Here is a 16543-nt window from a genome sequence, read left to right as displayed (position 1 = left end):
CCTCAGAAGAAGTCGATGGAGACCTGCAACAGGCGCTCCACCTCGGGGATGTCGGCCGAGAGCGCGAAGAGCACGATGATATCGCCCTCGTCGATCCGGGTGTCGCCGCGCGGCGTGACGACCTTGTCGCCCTTTTTCAGCGCGCCGACCAGAACGCCCTCGGGGAAGGGCACGTCGCGCACCGGCTTGCCGGTGATCGGCGAGGTGCCCATGACCTGAGCCTCGATGATCTCGGCCTCGGCATCGCCGATCGAATAGACGCCGCGCACCCGGCCATGCCGGATGTGGCGCAGGATCGACGACACGGTGGTCGCGCGCGGGTTGATATAGGCGTCGATGTCCAGCGGCCCCATCAGGGGCACCAGCGTCGGGTCGTTCACCAGGCTGATCGCCAGCTTGCAGCCCGCCTGCTTGGCGCGCACCGCGGCGAGGATGTTGGTCTTGTCGTCGTCGGTCACAACCAGCACCGCGTCGGCACGGTCGATATTGGCTTCCTCCAACAGCTCCGACGAAAGCCCGTCGCCATTCAGAACGATCGTGCGTTCCAACGCATCGGCGGCACGTTCGGCCATCTGGCGGTTCTTTTCGATCACCTTGGCGCGCACGCGGCTGGTGCGCGCCTCGAGCGCGCGCGCCACCGCCAGCCCGACATTGCCGCCACCGATGATGACGACGCGCTCCTGCTTGAAGGTCGCCTTGCCAAAGATTTCCAGCGTCCGGTCCACGTCCTCGGCATGGGCAAAGCAATAGACCTGATCATTTTCGAAAAGCTGGTCGGCGGGCTCGGGCGCGAACAGACGCCCCTCGCGACGCACGCCCACCACCCGCGCGCGCAGCGTCGAGAACAGGTCGGTCAGCTGATTGAGCGGCGTGTTCAGCACCGGGCAATCTTCGTCCAGAACGATCCCCAGAAGCTGCGCCTCGCCGCCGAGGAAGCTTTCGGTATCGAACGTCGCGGGCGCCGCAAGGCGCTGTAGCGCAGCATCGGCCACCTCGCGCTCGGGCGAGATGATGACGTCGATCGGCAGGTGCTCGCGCCGGTAAAGGTCGGAATATTGCGCCGCCAGATAGGATTGCGAGCGCACCCGCGCGATCTTGCGGGTGATCCCGAAGACCGAATGCGCGACCTGACAGGTGACCATGTTCACCTCATCCGAATAGGTCGCGGCGATGATCAGGTCGCAATCGCGCGCGCCGGCGCGTTCGAGCACGTCTGGATGCGAGGCAAAGCCCACGATCCCCTGAACGTCAAGCGTATCCGCGGCGCGGCGCACCAGTTCTGGATTGCTGTCGACGATCGTCACGTCATTGCGTTCGCTGGCCAGATGGCGCGCGATCTGCCAACCGACCTGCCCTGCCCCGCAGATGATGACCTTCATCGGATGCCCTCCACGCTCGGCTTGCCCTGATCTCTATGCCGCGGCGGCGACAGGGTCAATCGTCAGCCTCTTCGTCGTCTTCCAGATGCGCGACCCGCGCACCCGCCTTCTGGCTGGTTACCACGCCCAGCGATTTCAGCTTGCGATGCAGCGCCGAGCGCTCCATCCCGACGAAGGCCGCGGTGCGCGAGATATTGCCGCCAAAGCGGTTGATCTGGGTCAGCAGGTATTCGCGCTCGAAGAGTTCGCGCGCCTCGCGCAGCGGCAAAGTCGCGAGCTGCCCGCTGAGCGAAAGCCGCCCCTCGTCGCTTTCGGCCTCATTCTCGCGCGGCAATTCGCGCGCCTCAATCGGGCCCGTGCCCTCGCCGAGGATCAGCACGCGCTCGATCACGTTGCGCAGCTGGCGGATGTTGCCCGGCCAGTCCATCGTCTGCATCGCCGCCGCCGCCTCTTCCGAGATATCGCGCAGCGGCAGGCCCTGGGCGCGGTTGAACCCTTCGATGAAATGGCGCGCCAGAAGCGGCACATCCTCGCGCCGCTCGGCCAGCGCGGGCACCGGGATCGGCACGACGTTGAGCCGGTCGTACAGTTCCTGCCGGAATTCGCCCGAGGCGATCTGCGTGCGCAGGTCGCGCGTGGTCGAGGAAATCACCCGCAGGTCGACCCGCACCTTGTCGGCGCCGCCGACGCGGGTGAATTGCTGCTCGGTCAGCACGCGCAGGATCTTGGATTGCGTGCCCAGCGGCATGTCGGCCACTTCGTCGAAATAGATCACCCCGCCATGGGCCTGCTCCAGCAGCCCCTTTTCCACGCCGCGCTCAGCCGTTTCGCGGCCAAACAGCACCTCTTCCATGCGTTCGGGCTCGATCGAGGCAGAATTCACAGTGACGAAAGGCGCGCTGGCGCGGTTCGAATTGGCATGGATGAAGCGCGCCGCCGCCTCCTTGCCCGAGCCCGGCTCGCCGGTCAGCATCACCCGACCGTTCGATTTCGTCACCTTGTCGAGCTGGTCGCGCAGCTTCTTGAAACCCAGCGACTGGCCGATCATCTCGCCCAACTCGCCGCCCTGCCGACGCAGCGACGAGTTTTCGCGCCGCAGCCGCGCCGTCTCCATCGCCCGCGAGACCACCACCAGAAGCTGGTCGATGTTGAAGGGCTTCTCGATGAAGTCATAGGCGCCCTGCTTGATCGCGGCGACGGCGATCTCGATATTGCCATGCCCCGAGATGATGATCACCGGCACATCGGGGTTGTTGCGCTTGACGTGCTTGAGGATGTCGATCCCGTCCATCCGGCTGTCCTTCAGCCAGATGTCGAGGATCATCAGCGAAGGCTCGGCGGTGTTGAGCTGATCCATGCACTCGTCGGAATGGCCCGCCATCCGCGTCTGATAGCCTTCGTCCCCCAGAATATCCGCGATCAGTTCGCGGATGTCTTTTTCGTCGTCCACAATCAGAATGTCACTCATTTCATCCCCGCTGCGAGGTCGCTCGCTCTTTCGGTGATCGCGCGCGTGCCCGTGCGGGCGCGCGGCAACCGGATTTCGGCGAGGGCGCCCGAATGCGCCCCGTCGGCAAAGGCGGGCGCGTCGGTCAGCACCAGCGTCCCGCCATGTTCTTCGATGATCTTCTTCACGATCGGCAGGCCAAGCCCCGTGCCCTTTGCGCGCGTCGTGACATAGGGCTCGAACAGGCGTGCGCGATCGGGCGGCAGGCCGATGCCATTGTCCGCGATCCGGATCAGCACCTGCTCGGGCGCGACGCTCATCGCCACGCGCACCTCCGGCGCCCAGCCCTCGGGCGCGCCCTTTTCCTCCAGGCTTTCAATCGCTTCGCCCGCGTTCTTGATGAGGTTCGTGACCGCCTGGGAAATCATCGTCGCATCGAGCTCGACGATCACCTCGTCTTCGGGCAGGTCCGCCACGAGCTTCGCGCCATGCAGCGCGCCTTCTTGCAACAGAACCGCGTCGCGCATCAGCCGCGCAAGATCGTGATCGCGCCGGTCGGGCTCGGGCATGCGGGCGAAACGCGAGAACTCGTCGATGATCCGGCGCAGGTCGTTGGTCTGGCGGATGATGACGCCGGTATATTGATCGAGCGCCTCGTGATCGACGCCCTCGACACGCTGGAATTTGCGCTTGATGCGCTCCGCCGACAGCTGGATCGGCGTCAGCGGGTTCTTGATTTCATGCGCAATGCGCCGCGCCACGTCGCCCCAGGCCGCCATGCGCTGCGCCGAGACCAGCTCGGTCACGTCGTCAAAGGCGACCACGTAGCCTTCGGGTGCGCCCATCTCGTTGCGCCGCAGGGCCATCCGCACCAGCAGGCTTTCCAGCCGCCCGCTGCGCGAGACCCGGATTTCCTCTTGCACGACCTCGCTGATGCCATCACGCAACCGCTGGAAAAGCCCGGCGAATTCCGGCACCGTGCCCGCCAGCGCACAGCCATGATCGCGCCCCTCGTCGAGCTCCAGCAGCCGGGTCGCCGAGCGGTTCAGGAACTCGATCGTGCCCTCGGCATCCAGCCCGATCACCCCCGAGGTCACCGAGGTGAGCACCGAGTCGAACATCCGCCGCTGCTCTTCGGTCAGTTCGTGCGAGGCGACCAGCTCTTCGCGCTGACGCTTCAGCTCGCGCGTCATGCGGTTGAACGAGGCGCCGAGCGTGGCGATCTCATCGTCGCCCTCGGCCTCGATCACCCGCGCATCAAGATCGCCCGCGCCGACCCGCTCCGCCGCCTGCGCCAGCCGCCCGATCGGGCGCGACAGACGCTCGGCGAACCACAGACCCAGCCAGACTGCCGCGAGGATCAGGATCAGCGCAAAACCGATATAGACCAAGCCGAATTCAAACAGCACCCGCCCGCGCGTGGCCTCAAGCTGCTGGTAAAGCCCCACCGTTTCGCGCGTGTCATCCAAAAGCGACAACAGCTGCCCATCGACCGTGCGCGACACGTAAAGATAGCGGTCGACGAAGGCGTCGAGATGCTTGATCGCGCGGAATTCCGAGTTGTCCCAATCTTCGACGAGAACGATGTCGCCTTGCAGCGCGCGCACCAGTTCGCTGCTCTCGGGCTGTTCAAAATCAAAGAGATAAGAGCGATCGCCACGCGCCACGATCTGCCCCAGACCGTCGATGACATAGGCCTCTTTCAAACCCCGCTGCACGCTCGACTGGCCCAGCACCAGCATCTCGCGCAGCTCGCCGTCATCCATGAAATTGGCCGCCTGCCGACGCAGGTTGAGAAAAGCCGCAAGCGCCTCGGTGTCTTCGGACAGGTCGCTGCGATGCTCTTCCTGATAGGCCTCGGCGGCGGCAAGCGACGAGCCCACCACCTCGCGGACCCGGTCCGAGAACCAGCCCTCAAGGCCGATGTTCACCGTGAGGCCGGCAAAGATCGCGACAAGGATCGTCGGGATCAGCGCGATCCCCGCAAACACGCCGGTCAGACGCAGGGTCAGACGCGAGCCGGCTGACCGCGCGCGCCGTGCCGCGATGATCTGCGCCAGCCGCATCAGGATCAGGCCCGCGAGCAGCAGGAAATAGATGAAATCGGCCAGCAGGATCAGCCGCAGGAGCGTCGAATCCGCGCCCAGCTTGAGTGGCCCCATGACGACAAAGGTCGCCACCGCCAGGAGCGGCCCGAGCACGACCAGCCCCAGCGTGACAAGGTTCTGAACCCTTCGCTGACGGCGCAGCCGAACCAGCTGCTCCCAAGTTGACCTTCTCGGCCGCGTGAGCACGAAAATCCCCCACAACACAAGGGCGCTTCCGGCACGACTCCGGGCGATAAATTCGCAACAGCCCCCTGTTGCGCTTTTACATCAGCTTGCGGCGCCGTGTCACCTGAATATCGAGATCCGTGATCTTTTTACGCAAGGTATTGCGGTTGATGCCCAAGAGATCAGCACATCTGGCCTGGTTCCCGCCGGTCGCATCCAATGCGATTTCGATCAGCGGGGCCTCCATCTCCTTGAGAATACGGTCATAAAGCCCCGGTGCGGGCAGGTTGCCGCCATGCAGGTCGAAATAGCGCCGCAGGTGGCGCGCGATCGCCGCCGAGAGCTTCTCGCCCTCGCCGGTCTGGCGCAGGGGCTCCATCGCGGGCTGGTTGCCCAGAACGAATTCCACCTCGGCACGGCTGATTTCCTCTTCGGACGAGGTCACGACGAGCCGGCGGATGGTGTTTTCCAACTGGCGCACGTTGCCCGGCCAGGCATAGGCCCGCACGAGGTTGCGCGCATCCGCCGAAAGCCTGCGATGGCCGAAGCCTTCACGCTCGGCACGGGCGAGGAAATGCTCGGCCAAGAGCGGGATGTCTTCGACGCGCTCGCGCAGCGCGGGCACCTGCAGGGTCACACCGCAAAGCCGATAGTAGAGATCCTGGCGGAACTTGCCCTCTTCCATCTGCGCCGATAGGTCCACGAGCGTCGTCGCCATGATCCGCGGCGCGCTTTCGGGCAGCGCATCGAGCATCCGCACAAGCCGACCTTGCGTTTCCTCGTCGTAATCGCCCACCTCGTCAAAGACGAGCGAGCCGCCCTTGACCCGCGCGAGCAGCGTCGAGGCGCCATCCGCCCCTTGCAGATCAGCGGCTTGTGCCACCACGAAAGGCAGCGTGCGACGGTCCGAAAAATCATGGATCGCATGGGCGATCAGCGATTTTCCGGTGCCGGATTCGCCCGCGATCAGCACCGGCAGATCGGTGTTCATCACCCGCGCGACAAGGCGGTAAAGCTCCTGCATCGCCGGGGTGCGACCGACCAGCGGCAGATCCTCGCCCAGCCCCGCCGACGCGCCGCCCTCGGCGCGCACAGCCGGGCGCGAGCGGCGCTTGAGGTCGAGCGCACGGGCCGCGCGTTTCATCAGGTCGGGCAGGTCGAAGGGCTTGGGCAGGTAATCATAAGCATCGGCCTCGGCGGCCTGGATCGCGGTCATGATCGTGTTCTGCGCCGAAATCACGATCACCGGCAGGCCGGGGCGCAGCTCGGCGATCTTGGGCAGGGCTTCGAGCCCGTTCCCGTCCGGCATCATCACATCCGAAATCACCAGGTCGCCCTTGCCCTCCTCGACCCAGCGCATCAGCGTTACCAGCGAAGCCGTCGCATGCACTTTGCATCCCGCGCGCGTCAGCGCCTGGGTCAGAACCGTGCGGATCGTGCGATCGTCGTCTGCGACAAGTACGGTACCGTCCATCAGCTGTTCTCCTTGGGGACAAGCGGCAGGGAGACGCGGAACACGGTGCGGCCCGGCACCGAATCCACGCTGATCCAGCCATCGTGGTCAGAAATGATCTTGGACACGAGCGCGAGGCCAAGCCCCGTGCCGTTCTCGCGCCCGGAAACGAAAGGTTCAAAGATCGAATTGGCAATATCGGGCGGAAGGCCGGGGCCGTCGTCGATGATCTCGACCTGCAGGGGCAAGGCCTGCCCCGAGCCATCCTCGCGCCGCAGGCGCAGCGAATAGTCATAGAAGGTGCGCAGCTTGATCCGCCCCTGCCCCTTTGCCGCCTCGGAGGCGTTCTTCAGCAGGTTCAGGAACACCTGCGTCAGCTGATCGGGGTCGGCCCAGGTCGGCGGCAGCGAGGGGTCGTAATCCTCCTCGATCAGCATATGCGCGCCAAACCCCACCTCGGCCGATTTGCGCGCGCGATCGAGAATGTCGTGCACGTTGACCGCGCGCCGCTCGGGCGGGCGCAGGTTGCCGAATTGCTCGACCTGCTCAAGCAGCTTCACCACGCGCCGGGTTTCATCGACGATCAGGTCGGTCAGTTCGAGGTCATCGCCCGCGAGGTTCATCGACAAAAGCTGCGCCGCCCCCGCGATCCCGGCCAGCGGGTTCTTGATTTCATGGGCGAGCATCTCGGCCATGCCGATCGCCGAACGCGCAGCGGTCTTGACCATCGAGGCGCGCCCGAGCCGGTCGGCGATCTCGCGCGGCGAAATCAGGAGCAGCACCCGATCGGGGTCTTCGCCCAAGGGCGCGGCCTGTAGGTTGCACTGCACCGGCGCCTTTTCCCCGGTCGTGACATCGACGTCATTCACGAACAAATCGGCGCGGTTGATCCGGACGCGGAAGAAAATCTCTTCCAGCGGCGCAGAGATCGAAAGCCGTTCCAGCACCGATTTTCCACGCAGCGCGCGCGACGAGATATTGAGGAACAGCTCCGCCGCCGAGTTCACCTCTTCGATCCTGTCCTCGCTGTCGATGATCAGCGCGGGGATCGGCAGCGAGGTCCAGATAATGCCGAGCGTCGGCAATTTCATGCGGCAATCCTTTCGCAAAAGGCTTCGCGGATCAGCGCGAGCGTGGCGCGCGGCGTGTCCGAAACCATCATTTCCGCCCGCAGCGGCGCCGAGGCGCGCTCGGCGTACCAACCCAGATGTTTGCGCGCGAGGCGCAGGCCCAGCTCGGCGCCGTAAAAGCCGAGGATCGCCTCGTAATGCTCGGCCACCAGATCGGCGAGGGCCGCGCCTTGCGGCACCTGCGGCGCGGGCGTGCCATGGAGCGCATGCGCGATCTCGGCCAGAACCCAGGGCGCACCCTGCGCACCCCGCCCAACCATCACGCCCGCCGCCCCCGAGAGCCTTTGCGCCTCGGCGGCCGAGGCTGCGTCGATGATGTCGCCATTGGCCACGACCGGCACCGACACCGCCTGCCGCACCGGCGCGATCGCCGCCCAGTCGGCTTGGCCCTTGTAAAACTGCATCCGCGTGCGGCCATGGATCACGATCATCTGCACGCCCGCGGCTTCGGCCCGGCGCGCGATCTCGGCGGCGTTGCGGTTCTCGTCATCCCAGCCCAGACGCATCTTCAGCGTCACCGGCACATCGACCGCGCCAACGACCGCCTCGATCAGGCTGAGCGCATGATCGGGGTCGCGCATCAGCGCCGCCCCCGAGGCCCCGCCCGTCACCTTTTTCGCCGGGCAGCCCATGTTGATGTCGATGATCTTGGCGCCCATGTCGGCGACGATCTTCGCCGCCTCGGCCATCGGCTCGGGCGCACGCCCCGCCAGCTGCACCGAGCTTGGCAGATCGAGCCCCAGCTCGCTGCGCGCCTTCGCCCGCACCGAGGGTTTCGCCGTCAGCATCTCGCCCGAGGCGACCATTTCCGAGACCACCAACCCCGCGCCAAAACGCGCCACCATCCGCCGAAACGGCAGATCGGTGATCCCCGCCATTGGCGCCAAGAGCACCGCTGGGGCGATTCTGGTCTCTCCCAAGGTCAGGGTCACGGGGGAATTCCTCTTCGATTGCCTCCGAATTAACCGTTTGGTTCAGGAATCACAATTCACCGACGGGTAAAATCGGTGCGAAAATCAGCACTAGATTAAATATTATGCAATACGCCCGATTTTCGCGCCATTCCAGATCGGCTCAACTTCCCCGACGGCAACCCGGGCGCAATTGCACAGGCGCGCGCGATCTTCTAAGCCTGTGAGAAACCGGAGGTTTCATGAGCACGGCGGCGATCATCGTTGCCGCAGGGCGCGGAACGCGCGCCGGCGGCGCAGAACCCAAGCAATGGCAGATGCTGCGCGGCAAGCCCGTGCTGGCCCATACCGTGGCGGCTTTTGCAGGTTTCGCGCGGGTGGTCGTGGTGCTGCATCCCGACGACATGGCGCGCGGGCTGGAATTCTTTGGCGGTGCGGTCACGCTGATCGCGGGTGGCGCAAGCCGCGCGGAGTCGGTGCGCAACGCTCTGGAGACGCTTGAGGGCGCGGGCGTCGAGCGGGTGCTGATCCATGATGGCGCGCGCCCGCTGGTCGAGCCCGGGCTGATCGCGCGGGTGCTCGCGGCGCTGGACGAGGACGAGGCCGCCGCGCCCGCCCTGCCCGTCTCGGATGCGCTTTGGCGCGGCGAAGATGGCGCGGTCAGCGGCACGCAATCGCGCGAGGGTCTCTGGCGCGCGCAGACCCCGCAGGGGTTTCGCTTTGCGCCAATCCTCGCCGCGCATCGCGCCCATCCGGGCGAGGCGGCGGATGATGTCGAGGTCGCCCGCGCGGCCGGCATCGCGGTGCGCATCGTGCCCGGCTCGGAGCGCAATCTGAAGATCACATATGCCGAGGATTTCCTGCGGGCAGAGCAGCTGATGGGGCAAAACATGGATGTGAGACTGGGCAATGGCTATGACGTGCATGCCTTCGAGCCGGGCGATCACGTCATCCTCTGTGGCGTCGAGATCCCGCATGAGCGCAAGCTCAAGGGCCATTCCGACGCCGATGTCGGCATGCACGCGCTGACCGACGCGATCTATGGCGCGCTGGCCGAGGGCGATATCGGGCGCCATTTCCCGCCCTCCGATCCGCAGTGGAAGGGCGCGGCCTCCGAGATTTTCCTGCGCCATGCCGCCGAGCTGGCGGAGCAAAAGGGCTATCGGATTTCCAACGCCGATGTCACGCTGATCTGCGAGCGCCCCAAGGTCGGGCCGCATGCGCTGCGCATGGCCGAGATCTTGGCCACGATCATGGGCATCGCGCCCGAGCGCGTCTCGGTCAAGGCGACCACCTCGGAACGGCTGGGCTTCACCGGTCGCGAAGAAGGTATCGCCGCGATCGCCACCGCCACGTTGATTGCGGAGTAAACCGATGAACCGCGAAACCCTGCAGCTGATCAACACCTTCTTCAACGTCGGGCTGATGAAGCCCGCGCCGGGCACTTGGGGCTCGCTTGCGGCGCTGGTGATCGGCTGGGGGATCGAGCGATATCTGGGCTTTTGGCCGCTGGTCGTGGCGACCGTGATCGTCACCGCGATCGGCTTCGTCACGATCAAGGCGGAGCTGGCGCTGCGCCCCGGCGAAGAAGACCCCTCCGAGATCGTCATCGACGAGGTGGCCGGCATGTGGCTGGCGCTCTTGTTCCCGGCGGCGGGGTTCTGGATGCGCGACATGTCGATGGTCTGGCCCGGCCCTGTCGCGGCCTTCCTGCTGTTCCGGCTGTTCGATATCAGCAAGCCTTGGCTCGTCGGGCGCGCGGATCGGCGCGGCGATGCGGCGGGCGTGATGCTTGATGACCTCTGGGCAGGGCTGTTTGCCGGGCTTTGCACGCTGGTGCTGGCGGGGCTCTATCACGCGGTGCTGATGTGAGCCTCGCTGCCGAGGTTCTGGCCGCCGCCAAGGCGCGCGGCGTGATGATCGCCACGGCCGAAAGCTGCACCGGCGGCATGGTCGCCGCCGCGCTCACCGATATTCCCGGCTCGTCGGCGGTGGTCGAGCGCGGCTTTGTCACCTACACCAATGCCGCCAAGACCGAGATGCTGGGCGTGCGCCCCGAAACACTCGCGGCGCATGGCGCGGTCTCGGAGGAAGTCGCGCGCGAGATGGCCGAGGGCGCGCTGGTCTATTCCCATGCGACGCTCGCCGTGGCGATCACCGGTATCGCAGGGCCCGGCGGGTCTGAGTTCAAACCCGAGGGGCGCGTCTGCTTCGGTCTTGCGCAGGCGGGCGCACAAACCAACGTCGAGACAGTCGAATTCGGCGCCCCTGGCCGCGACAAGGTGCGCAGCGCCGCCCGCGATCATGCGCTGGGCCTGCTCTTGCGCGCGCTGGGCTGAAGTTTCCAATCCGCACATTCCATGGGCATTTTGCCCATATTTCGCCCATTCAGTGCACTTTTTGAAAACTGCCCGCTTTCAGGGCGGCCCTGAAAGAGATTGGCGCTTTCATGGGCGACCCGGGAATGGTTTTGCCCCTCTCGACCACTTCTGAGGAGGATTCGAGGATGAATGGTGCCGATACCGCCTGGATCATCACCGCCACCGCGCTGGTGCTGCTGATGACCCTTCCGGGCCTTGCGATGTTCTATGGCGGGCTTGTGCGCGCGCGCAACGTGCTGTCGATTTTCATGCAGTGTTTCTCGATTGCGGCGCTGATGAGCGTGCTCTGGCTGCTGCTGGGCTATTCGATCGCCTTTGGCGATGCGAACCCCTATTGGGGCGGGCTCGGCAAGTTCGGCCTGATCGGCATCACCGGCGACGATCTGTGGAACACGATCCCCGAGATCCTGTTCTTCGCCTTCCAGATGACCTTCGCGATCATCACCCCCGCGCTGTTCATCGGCGCCTTCGTCGAGCGCATCAACTACGCCTTCGTGATGGTGTTTGCGGGCGCCTGGATGCTCTTGGTCTACGCGCCGGTGACGCATTGGATCTGGGGCGGCGGCATGATGGCGGATGGCGGCATCTTCGGCGCGGTGGGCACCAAGGATTTCGCCGGCGGCATCGTCGTGCACGAGACCGCGGCGCTGGCCGCGCTGTTGCTCGCGATCATGATCGGGCCGCGCAAGCACCGTACCACGCCGCCGCATAACCCGGGCATGGTCGCGATCGGCGCGGGGCTGCTCTGGGTCGGCTGGTTCGGCTTCAACGGCGGCTCGCAGCTTGCGGCCGATGGCGGCGCCGCGATGGCGCTGACGGTCACGCATATCTCGGCCTCGGCGGCCTCGCTGAGCTGGGCATTCTGGGAGCGCGTCAAGTTCGGCCGCTCGTCGCTGGTGGGTATCGTCACCGGCACGATCGCGGGCCTTGCCTCGATCACCCCGGCCTCGGGCTTTGTCGGCCCGCTGGAGGCGCTGGTGATCGGCCTCGTGGCAGGGATCCTGTGTCAGGAAGCCGTGGTGCTGATCCGCGAAAAGATCGGCATCGACGACACGCTCGATGTCTTCGCCGTGCACGGTGTCGGCGGGATCTTTGGCACGATCATGGTCGCGGTCTTTGCCGATGGCACCTTTATCGCGCAGTTCGGCGCGCTGGCGATCGTGGGCATCTACACGCTGGTGCTGACCTATGTGCTCGCCAAGGCGATCGGGCTGTTCTTCCCGATGCGCGTCGACAAGGAAAGCGAGACCAACGGGCTCGACCTGTCGACCCATGGCGAGCGCGCCTATGACATGAACTCCTGATCCCGCGCGGATCGGAACCACAAAGGCCGCCCTTCGGGGCGGCCTTTTGCGTTGCAGTGGTGGGGTCAGGCGGCGGGGCCGTAGAGCACCTTGGCGCGCTCCTCGAAGGCGCGCACGATCCGGCGCATCGCCTCGTCAAAGACCACACCGATCACCTTTTGCAAGATCGCGTTGCGGAACTCGAAATCGACGAAGAACTCGGCCTTGCAGCCGCCCTCGGGCAGATCGGCAAAGCGCCACCAGCTTTTCAGGTATTTGAACGGCCCGTCCAGATATTCGACATCAAGCCGGTTCTCGGCAGGCCAAAGCGTCGCGCGCGATCCGAATTTCTCGCGAAACACCTTGAAGGAAATCACCAGATCCGCCTCAAGCAGGATCGAGCCGTCGGGCCGCTCGGTGCGCTTGCGGATGCGGGCGGCGGAATTCCACGGCAGAAACTCGGGGTAGCGCGCCACGTCCGAGACCAGCGCATACATCTGCGCCGCCGTGTAGGGCATGTTCCGGCTTTCCGAATGGGTAGGCATGGCTCTTCCGTTTTCTCCGCGCTCTAGATGCGCTAAAGCTGGGGGAAAGTGCAACCCCGGAGACCCGCCGAAATGCCGCACCGCCCCCATGCCATCGACCAGATGATCTCGGCCAAACGCATCGCCGCCCGTGTCGAGGCGCTGGCCCATGAAATCACCGATCATTTCGCCGACACCGAGAAACTTGTGGTGGTGGGACTGCTCCGCGGCAGCTTCGTCTTCATCGCCGATCTGGTGCGTGAAATCGACCTGCCCGTCGAGGTCGATTTCCTCGAGGCCTCGTCCTACGGCGACGGCACCGAAAGCTCGCGCGAGGTGCGCATTCTGAAGGATCTGCGCGCAGGCATCGAGGGGCGCGACGTGCTGGTGGTCGAGGATATCGTCGACACGGGCTTTACGCTGCAGCATGTGATGGGGCTTTTGGGCGCGCGCAAACCGCGCCGGCTCGCAAGCTGCGCGCTGCTCGACAAACCCTCGCGGCGCGAAGTCGAGATGACGGCGGACTGGATCGGCTTCACCATTCCCGACGAGTTCGTCGTGGGCTACGGCATCGACTTTGCGCAGCGCAACCGCAACCTGCCCTATATCGGCAAGGTGCGGTTTCTCGACGAGGCCCAATCGTGATTTCACCGCATTGGTTCCTGCGGATGGCCCGCTGGGCGCGCAACCCGCCCTCGGCGGGGCGCGTCAAGCTGGTGCTGGCGGTGATCGCGATCGCGCTGGCGATTGTCGGCATTGAAAAACTCGGCCTCTGGCCCGATTGGGCAGAGGCCGAGCGCAATCCGATCCGGATCAAGACGGTGAACTAGGCACCCTGCCCGCTTATTCGGCGGGCGCACCCTCCAGCAGCGGGCGTAGTCTTTCCTCGATCACGCGCTGCGTCACCGGGCCGGCAAAGCGGAACAGCACCTTGCCGTCCCCCGAGACCACGAAGGTTTCCGGCACGCCGTAGACGCCCCAATCCAGCGCCATCCGCCCGGCATTGTCGGCCCCAAGACGCGCATAGGGGTTGCCAAGCTCGGACAGGAACCCAAGCGCCTGATCGGGCTTGTCCTTGTAATTCACGCCGAGGATCTGGATGCCCTCCTGCGCCAGCGCCTCAAGGTTCGGGTGCTCGACCCGGCAAGGCGCGCACCACGAGGCCCAGAAGTTCACCAGCTTGATCTCACCCGCGCGCAGATCGGCATCGGTAAAAGGCGTGAAATCGGCCAGCTGTTCAAGCTGAACCGGCGGCGCCTCCTTGCCCGCGAAGGCGGTGGGCAACTGCTTGGGGTTTTCCCGCGCCATGCCCCAGACGAACATGCCCGCAAGCGCCGCAAAGATCACCGGCGGCAGAAACATCAAGGGCTTAGCCATTTTTCTTCATCCGTTCTTCTTGTGCGGCCAGCGCGGCTTTCACCTTCGCGCCGCGCCAGAGCGTCCAGATCGTCAGCACCGCCAGCGGCCCCAGCGTACCGATATAGGACAGCACCACGGTGAGGGCGTATTTACCAAGTTCGGGCATCATGCCATGCGCTCCCTCTGTTCAAGCGCCTTCAGGCGACGCAGGCGGATCTCGGTGCGGGTGCGCAGCAGCAGCAGCGTCACGAACAGCAGCACGAAGCCCACGATGCAGATCACCAGCGGAATGTAATAGGACGGGTCGAGCGGGTCTTTCTCGCCAACCTTCAGGATCGTCGAATCCTGGTGCAGGCCCTGATTCCAGAACTTCACCGCATAGCGCGACAAAAGCGCGAACACCGACCCCACGAGGCACAGAACGCCGGTCAGATCGGCGGCGGTATCAGGATTCTCGATCGCGCCCCAAAGCGCCATGTAGCCGAGGTAGAACAGGAACAGGATCAGGAACGAGGTCAGCCGCGGGTCCCATTCCCACCAGGTGCCCCACATCGGCTGGCCCCAGACCGCGCCCGTCACCAGCGCGATGATCGTCATCACCGCCCCGATCGGCGCCGCGGCCTTGGCGGCCAGGGCACTCACGTGGTGGCGGCGAATGAGCCAGATCAGCGAGGTCACCAGCATCATCACCCAGATGTTGATCGCCATCATCGCCGAGGGCACGTGGACGAACAGCACCTTGACGGTCGAGCCGAAATTCATCGCCTCGGTGGTGAAGAAAAAGCCCCAGATCAGCCCGACAGCGAGGCTGATCACGGTGGCGACGCTCACCCAGGGCAGCGCCCAGGACGAGGTCTTCATGAATTTGACGGGGTTGGCATATTCCCAGATCGACATGGGCGGGGGCTCACTCCTGTTCTTGCGCGGTTCTTGCTAGCACGTTTGCCAGCAAAGTCCCTAGCGCGACTTGACGCGTGTCAAACGCTCACCGCAAATTGACCCGGATCGCGGCGGCCGAGGCAAAAGGCACGACTGCGATCACCGCCGCGGTGATGCCCGCAAGCATCAAAAGCGGCACATTCGTATCCATGTTCTGCGCGCCGCGACGCACGAGTTCCGCGCCGAAGATCAGCGTCGGCACGTAAAGCGGCAGCACCAGAAGCGACAGCAAAAGCCCGCCGCGCTTGAGGCCAACCGTCAACGCGGCCCCGAACGTGCCCAGAACCGACAGCGCCGGCGTTCCGAGCGCGAGCGCGAGGATCATCCAGAAATAGGCGGTGCTCTCGAGATGCATCAACAGGCCGAAGACCGGCGCGGCGACCACCAGCGGCAGGCCGGTGGTGATCCAATGCGCAAGCGCCTTGATCGTCACCACGCCCTCAAGCGGCACCGGCGCCGTGGCCAGAAGGTCGAGAGATCCATCCTCGAAATCGAGCGCAAAGATCCGGTCGAGCGACAGAAGGCAGGCCAGCAGCGCACCCAGCCACAGGATGCCGGGCGCGATGCGGCCCAGGATCTGCCCCTCGGGGCCAACGCCAAAGGGCACCAGCGTGACCACGATCAGGAAGAACGCCAGCCCGAGCCCAAAGCCCCCACCCGCGCGCACCGCCAGCCGCAAATCCCGCAACAACAGCGCAATCATGCCCGGCCCTCCGCGATCTGACAGGCCGCGCCTGCGTATTTCATCCAAGAAGAAGAGCCGTTTCTTCTTGGCGCAAATACGCCCGCCGGAGGCGTCCCGAAGGCAAAGCTGATGCAACGCGCGCTCATGCGAAGGCCTCGTCGAAAGAGCCCTTGATGCCGCCCTCCTCGGGCGGGCGCGCCTTGAAGGGCGCGAGATCGAGCACGCGGGCCTCGTGAAGGCCAAGATCGATATGGGTCGCCATCAGCGCGGCGCCGCCTGCGGCGAGATGGGCACGCACGGCCTCGCCGAACAGCACGACCGAGGCCGCATCAAGCGAAACCGTCGGTTCGTCCAGCACCCAGACCGGGCGCCCCGTAACCAGAAGCCGCGCGAGGCCGAGGCGGCGTTTCTGCCCGGCCGAAAGGCTCATCGCCGCGCGCTCGGACAGCTGGCGCAGGTTCATCCGCTCAAGCGCCGGTTCGATCGAGCCGGTGCCATAGACGCTGGCCCAGAATTGCAGGTTCTCGGCGACGGACAGCGTCGATTTCAGCCCGTCGGAATGGGCGGCATAGGCCATGGTCTCGGGCGGCATCGAGATCGTGCCGGCCAAGGGCGGCTGCAACCCGGCGAGCGTGCGCAAAAGCGTCGTCTTGCCGATACCGTTCGGCCCGCGCAAGACCAGCGCATGGCCCGCCTCCAGCGTGAAGCTCAGGCCTTCGAGCACGGGCAAACCACCGCGCGTCACCGCCAGATTGTCCACGCGGAGCATTTCCATCGGC

18 protein-coding genes are annotated in these 16543 nt (G+C 65.3%); 6 read left to right on the top strand and 12 right to left on the bottom strand.

The annotated features are described in order from the left end of the window. Positions 1-2: 2 nt before the first annotated feature. The 6 genes from trkA to dusB all read right to left on the bottom strand — a co-directional run bounded on the left by trkA (position 3) and on the right by dusB (position 8560). A complete protein-coding gene (gene trkA / locus CLN94_RS06935; protein ID WP_096432533.1) occupies positions 3-1379 on the bottom strand; it encodes a Trk system potassium transporter TrkA in 1377 nt (458 codons plus the stop codon). 55 nt (positions 1380-1434) lie between these two features. Continuing rightward, the gene (gene ntrX, locus CLN94_RS06930) at positions 1435-2847 is read right to left on the bottom strand and encodes a nitrogen assimilation response regulator NtrX (protein WP_096432531.1); all 1413 of its coding nucleotides are present in this window, start codon (positions 2845-2847) and stop codon (positions 1435-1437) included. Further along, a complete protein-coding gene (locus CLN94_RS06925; RefSeq protein WP_096432824.1) occupies positions 2844-5120 on the bottom strand; it encodes a sensor histidine kinase NtrY-like in 2277 nt (758 codons plus the stop codon). The genes ntrX and CLN94_RS06925 overlap by 4 nt, the downstream gene beginning before the upstream one ends. Positions 5121-5196: 76 nt before the next feature. Continuing rightward, entirely contained in the window at positions 5197-6573 is a 1377-nt protein-coding gene (locus tag CLN94_RS06920) for a response regulator (RefSeq protein ID WP_096432529.1), read from the bottom strand. Next, on the bottom strand, positions 6573-7643 hold the full coding sequence (locus CLN94_RS06915; RefSeq protein ID WP_096432527.1) for a two-component system sensor histidine kinase NtrB: 1071 nt from the start codon (positions 7641-7643) through the stop codon (positions 6573-6575). Before CLN94_RS06915 ends, CLN94_RS06920 begins: the two co-directional genes overlap by 1 nt. Next, entirely contained in the window at positions 7640-8560 is a 921-nt protein-coding gene (gene dusB, locus CLN94_RS06910; RefSeq protein ID WP_425439449.1) for a tRNA dihydrouridine synthase DusB, read from the bottom strand. Before dusB ends, CLN94_RS06915 begins: the two co-directional genes overlap by 4 nt. A gap of 275 nt (positions 8561-8835) precedes the next feature. Here dusB and CLN94_RS06905 point away from each other — a divergent pair, with 275 nt between their 5' ends. The 4 genes from CLN94_RS06905 to CLN94_RS06890 all read left to right on the top strand — a co-directional run bounded on the left by CLN94_RS06905 (position 8836) and on the right by CLN94_RS06890 (position 12278). Next, entirely contained in the window at positions 8836-9963 is a 1128-nt protein-coding gene (locus CLN94_RS06905) for a bifunctional 2-C-methyl-D-erythritol 4-phosphate cytidylyltransferase/2-C-methyl-D-erythritol 2,4-cyclodiphosphate synthase (RefSeq protein ID WP_096432523.1), read from the top strand. A gap of 4 nt (positions 9964-9967) precedes the next feature. Then, on the top strand, positions 9968-10465 hold the full coding sequence (locus tag CLN94_RS06900; RefSeq protein ID WP_179300257.1) for a phosphatidylglycerophosphatase A family protein: 498 nt from the start codon (positions 9968-9970) through the stop codon (positions 10463-10465). Beyond that, positions 10462-10932, top strand: coding sequence for a CinA family protein (locus CLN94_RS06895; RefSeq protein ID WP_281253532.1), 471 nt, complete (start codon positions 10462-10464; stop codon positions 10930-10932). Before CLN94_RS06900 ends, CLN94_RS06895 begins: the two co-directional genes overlap by 4 nt. Before the next feature lie 167 nt (positions 10933-11099). Continuing rightward, entirely contained in the window at positions 11100-12278 is a 1179-nt protein-coding gene (locus CLN94_RS06890) for an ammonium transporter (RefSeq protein WP_096432521.1), read from the top strand. Positions 12279-12343: 65 nt separating this feature from the next. Here CLN94_RS06890 and CLN94_RS06885 read toward each other — a convergent pair whose 3' ends face one another. Beyond that, on the bottom strand, positions 12344-12802 hold the full coding sequence (locus CLN94_RS06885) for a type II toxin-antitoxin system RatA family toxin (protein ID WP_096432519.1): 459 nt from the start codon (positions 12800-12802) through the stop codon (positions 12344-12346). Positions 12803-12874: 72 nt separating this feature from the next. Between CLN94_RS06885 and hpt the strand changes: the two genes are divergently transcribed. Next, complete coding sequence (gene hpt, locus CLN94_RS06880; RefSeq protein ID WP_096432517.1) at positions 12875-13426, top strand: hypoxanthine phosphoribosyltransferase; 552 nt, start codon at positions 12875-12877, stop codon at positions 13424-13426. Continuing rightward, complete coding sequence (locus tag CLN94_RS06875; RefSeq protein ID WP_096432515.1) at positions 13423-13611, top strand: hypothetical protein; 189 nt, start codon at positions 13423-13425, stop codon at positions 13609-13611. Before hpt ends, CLN94_RS06875 begins: the two co-directional genes overlap by 4 nt. Positions 13612-13624: 13 nt before the next feature. On the opposite strand, the gene CLN94_RS06870 is transcribed toward CLN94_RS06875, so the two are convergent. The 5 genes from CLN94_RS06870 to ccmA all read right to left on the bottom strand — a co-directional run bounded on the left by CLN94_RS06870 (position 13625) and on the right by ccmA (position 16539). Next, positions 13625-14158, bottom strand: a complete 534-nt coding sequence (locus tag CLN94_RS06870; protein WP_096432513.1) for a DsbE family thiol:disulfide interchange protein — start codon at positions 14156-14158, stop codon at positions 13625-13627. After that, positions 14151-14309 carry a heme exporter protein CcmD gene (gene ccmD, locus CLN94_RS06865; protein WP_179300256.1) on the bottom strand — a complete coding sequence of 53 codons (159 nt, stop codon included), beginning with the start codon at positions 14307-14309 and terminating at the stop codon, positions 14151-14153. Before ccmD ends, CLN94_RS06870 begins: the two co-directional genes overlap by 8 nt. Next, positions 14306-15037, bottom strand: a complete 732-nt coding sequence (locus CLN94_RS06860; protein WP_096432511.1) for a heme ABC transporter permease — start codon at positions 15035-15037, stop codon at positions 14306-14308. Before CLN94_RS06860 ends, ccmD begins: the two co-directional genes overlap by 4 nt. An 88-nt stretch (positions 15038-15125) precedes the next feature. Further along, positions 15126-15782 (bottom strand): heme exporter protein CcmB, encoded by a 657-nt coding sequence (gene ccmB, locus CLN94_RS06855; protein WP_096432509.1) that lies wholly within the window; start codon positions 15780-15782, stop codon positions 15126-15128. Positions 15783-15906: 124 nt separating this feature from the next. After that, positions 15907-16539 (bottom strand): heme ABC exporter ATP-binding protein CcmA, encoded by a 633-nt coding sequence (ccmA, locus tag CLN94_RS06850; RefSeq protein ID WP_096432507.1) that lies wholly within the window; start codon positions 16537-16539, stop codon positions 15907-15909. Positions 16540-16543 lie beyond the last annotated feature (4 nt).

The sequence above is a fragment of the Pseudothioclava arenosa genome (assembly GCF_002358085.1).
GTDB lineage: Bacteria > Pseudomonadota > Alphaproteobacteria > Rhodobacterales > Rhodobacteraceae > Pseudothioclava > Pseudothioclava arenosa.
The sequence above is the reverse complement of the archived record's forward strand: the minus strand, read 5'-3'. Positions and strand labels throughout refer to the sequence as shown.

Excerpts from the sequence above, each read along its gene's own strand:
- trkA (WP_096432533.1), bottom strand. The coding sequence starts at position 1,379 with ATGAAGGTCATCATCTGCGGGGCAGGGCAGGTCGGTTGGCAGATCGCG.
- ntrX (WP_096432531.1), bottom strand. The coding sequence starts at position 2,847 with ATGAGTGACATTCTGATTGTGGACGACGAAAAAGACATCCGCGAACTG.
- CLN94_RS06920 (WP_096432529.1), bottom strand. The coding sequence starts at position 6,573 with ATGGACGGTACCGTACTTGTCGCAGACGACGATCGCACGATCCGCACG.
- CLN94_RS06915 (WP_096432527.1), bottom strand. The coding sequence starts at position 7,643 with ATGAAATTGCCGACGCTCGGCATTATCTGGACCTCGCTGCCGATCCCC.
- dusB (WP_425439449.1), bottom strand. The coding sequence starts at position 8,560 with ATGGCGGGGATCACCGATCTGCCGTTTCGGCGGATGGTGGCGCGTTTT.
- CLN94_RS06905 (WP_096432523.1), top strand. The coding sequence starts at position 8,836 with ATGAGCACGGCGGCGATCATCGTTGCCGCAGGGCGCGGAACGCGCGCC.
- CLN94_RS06900 (WP_179300257.1), top strand. The coding sequence starts at position 9,968 with ATGAACCGCGAAACCCTGCAGCTGATCAACACCTTCTTCAACGTCGGG.
- CLN94_RS06890 (WP_096432521.1), top strand. The coding sequence starts at position 11,100 with ATGAATGGTGCCGATACCGCCTGGATCATCACCGCCACCGCGCTGGTG.
- CLN94_RS06885 (WP_096432519.1), bottom strand. The coding sequence starts at position 12,802 with ATGCCTACCCATTCGGAAAGCCGGAACATGCCCTACACGGCGGCGCAG.
- hpt (WP_096432517.1), top strand. The coding sequence starts at position 12,875 with ATGCCGCACCGCCCCCATGCCATCGACCAGATGATCTCGGCCAAACGC.
- CLN94_RS06870 (WP_096432513.1), bottom strand. The coding sequence starts at position 14,158 with ATGGCTAAGCCCTTGATGTTTCTGCCGCCGGTGATCTTTGCGGCGCTT.
- ccmD (WP_179300256.1), bottom strand. The coding sequence starts at position 14,309 with ATGATGCCCGAACTTGGTAAATACGCCCTCACCGTGGTGCTGTCCTAT.
- CLN94_RS06860 (WP_096432511.1), bottom strand. The coding sequence starts at position 15,037 with ATGTCGATCTGGGAATATGCCAACCCCGTCAAATTCATGAAGACCTCG.
- ccmB (WP_096432509.1), bottom strand. The coding sequence starts at position 15,782 with ATGATTGCGCTGTTGTTGCGGGATTTGCGGCTGGCGGTGCGCGCGGGT.
- ccmA (WP_096432507.1), bottom strand. The coding sequence starts at position 16,539 with ATGGAAATGCTCCGCGTGGACAATCTGGCGGTGACGCGCGGTGGTTTG.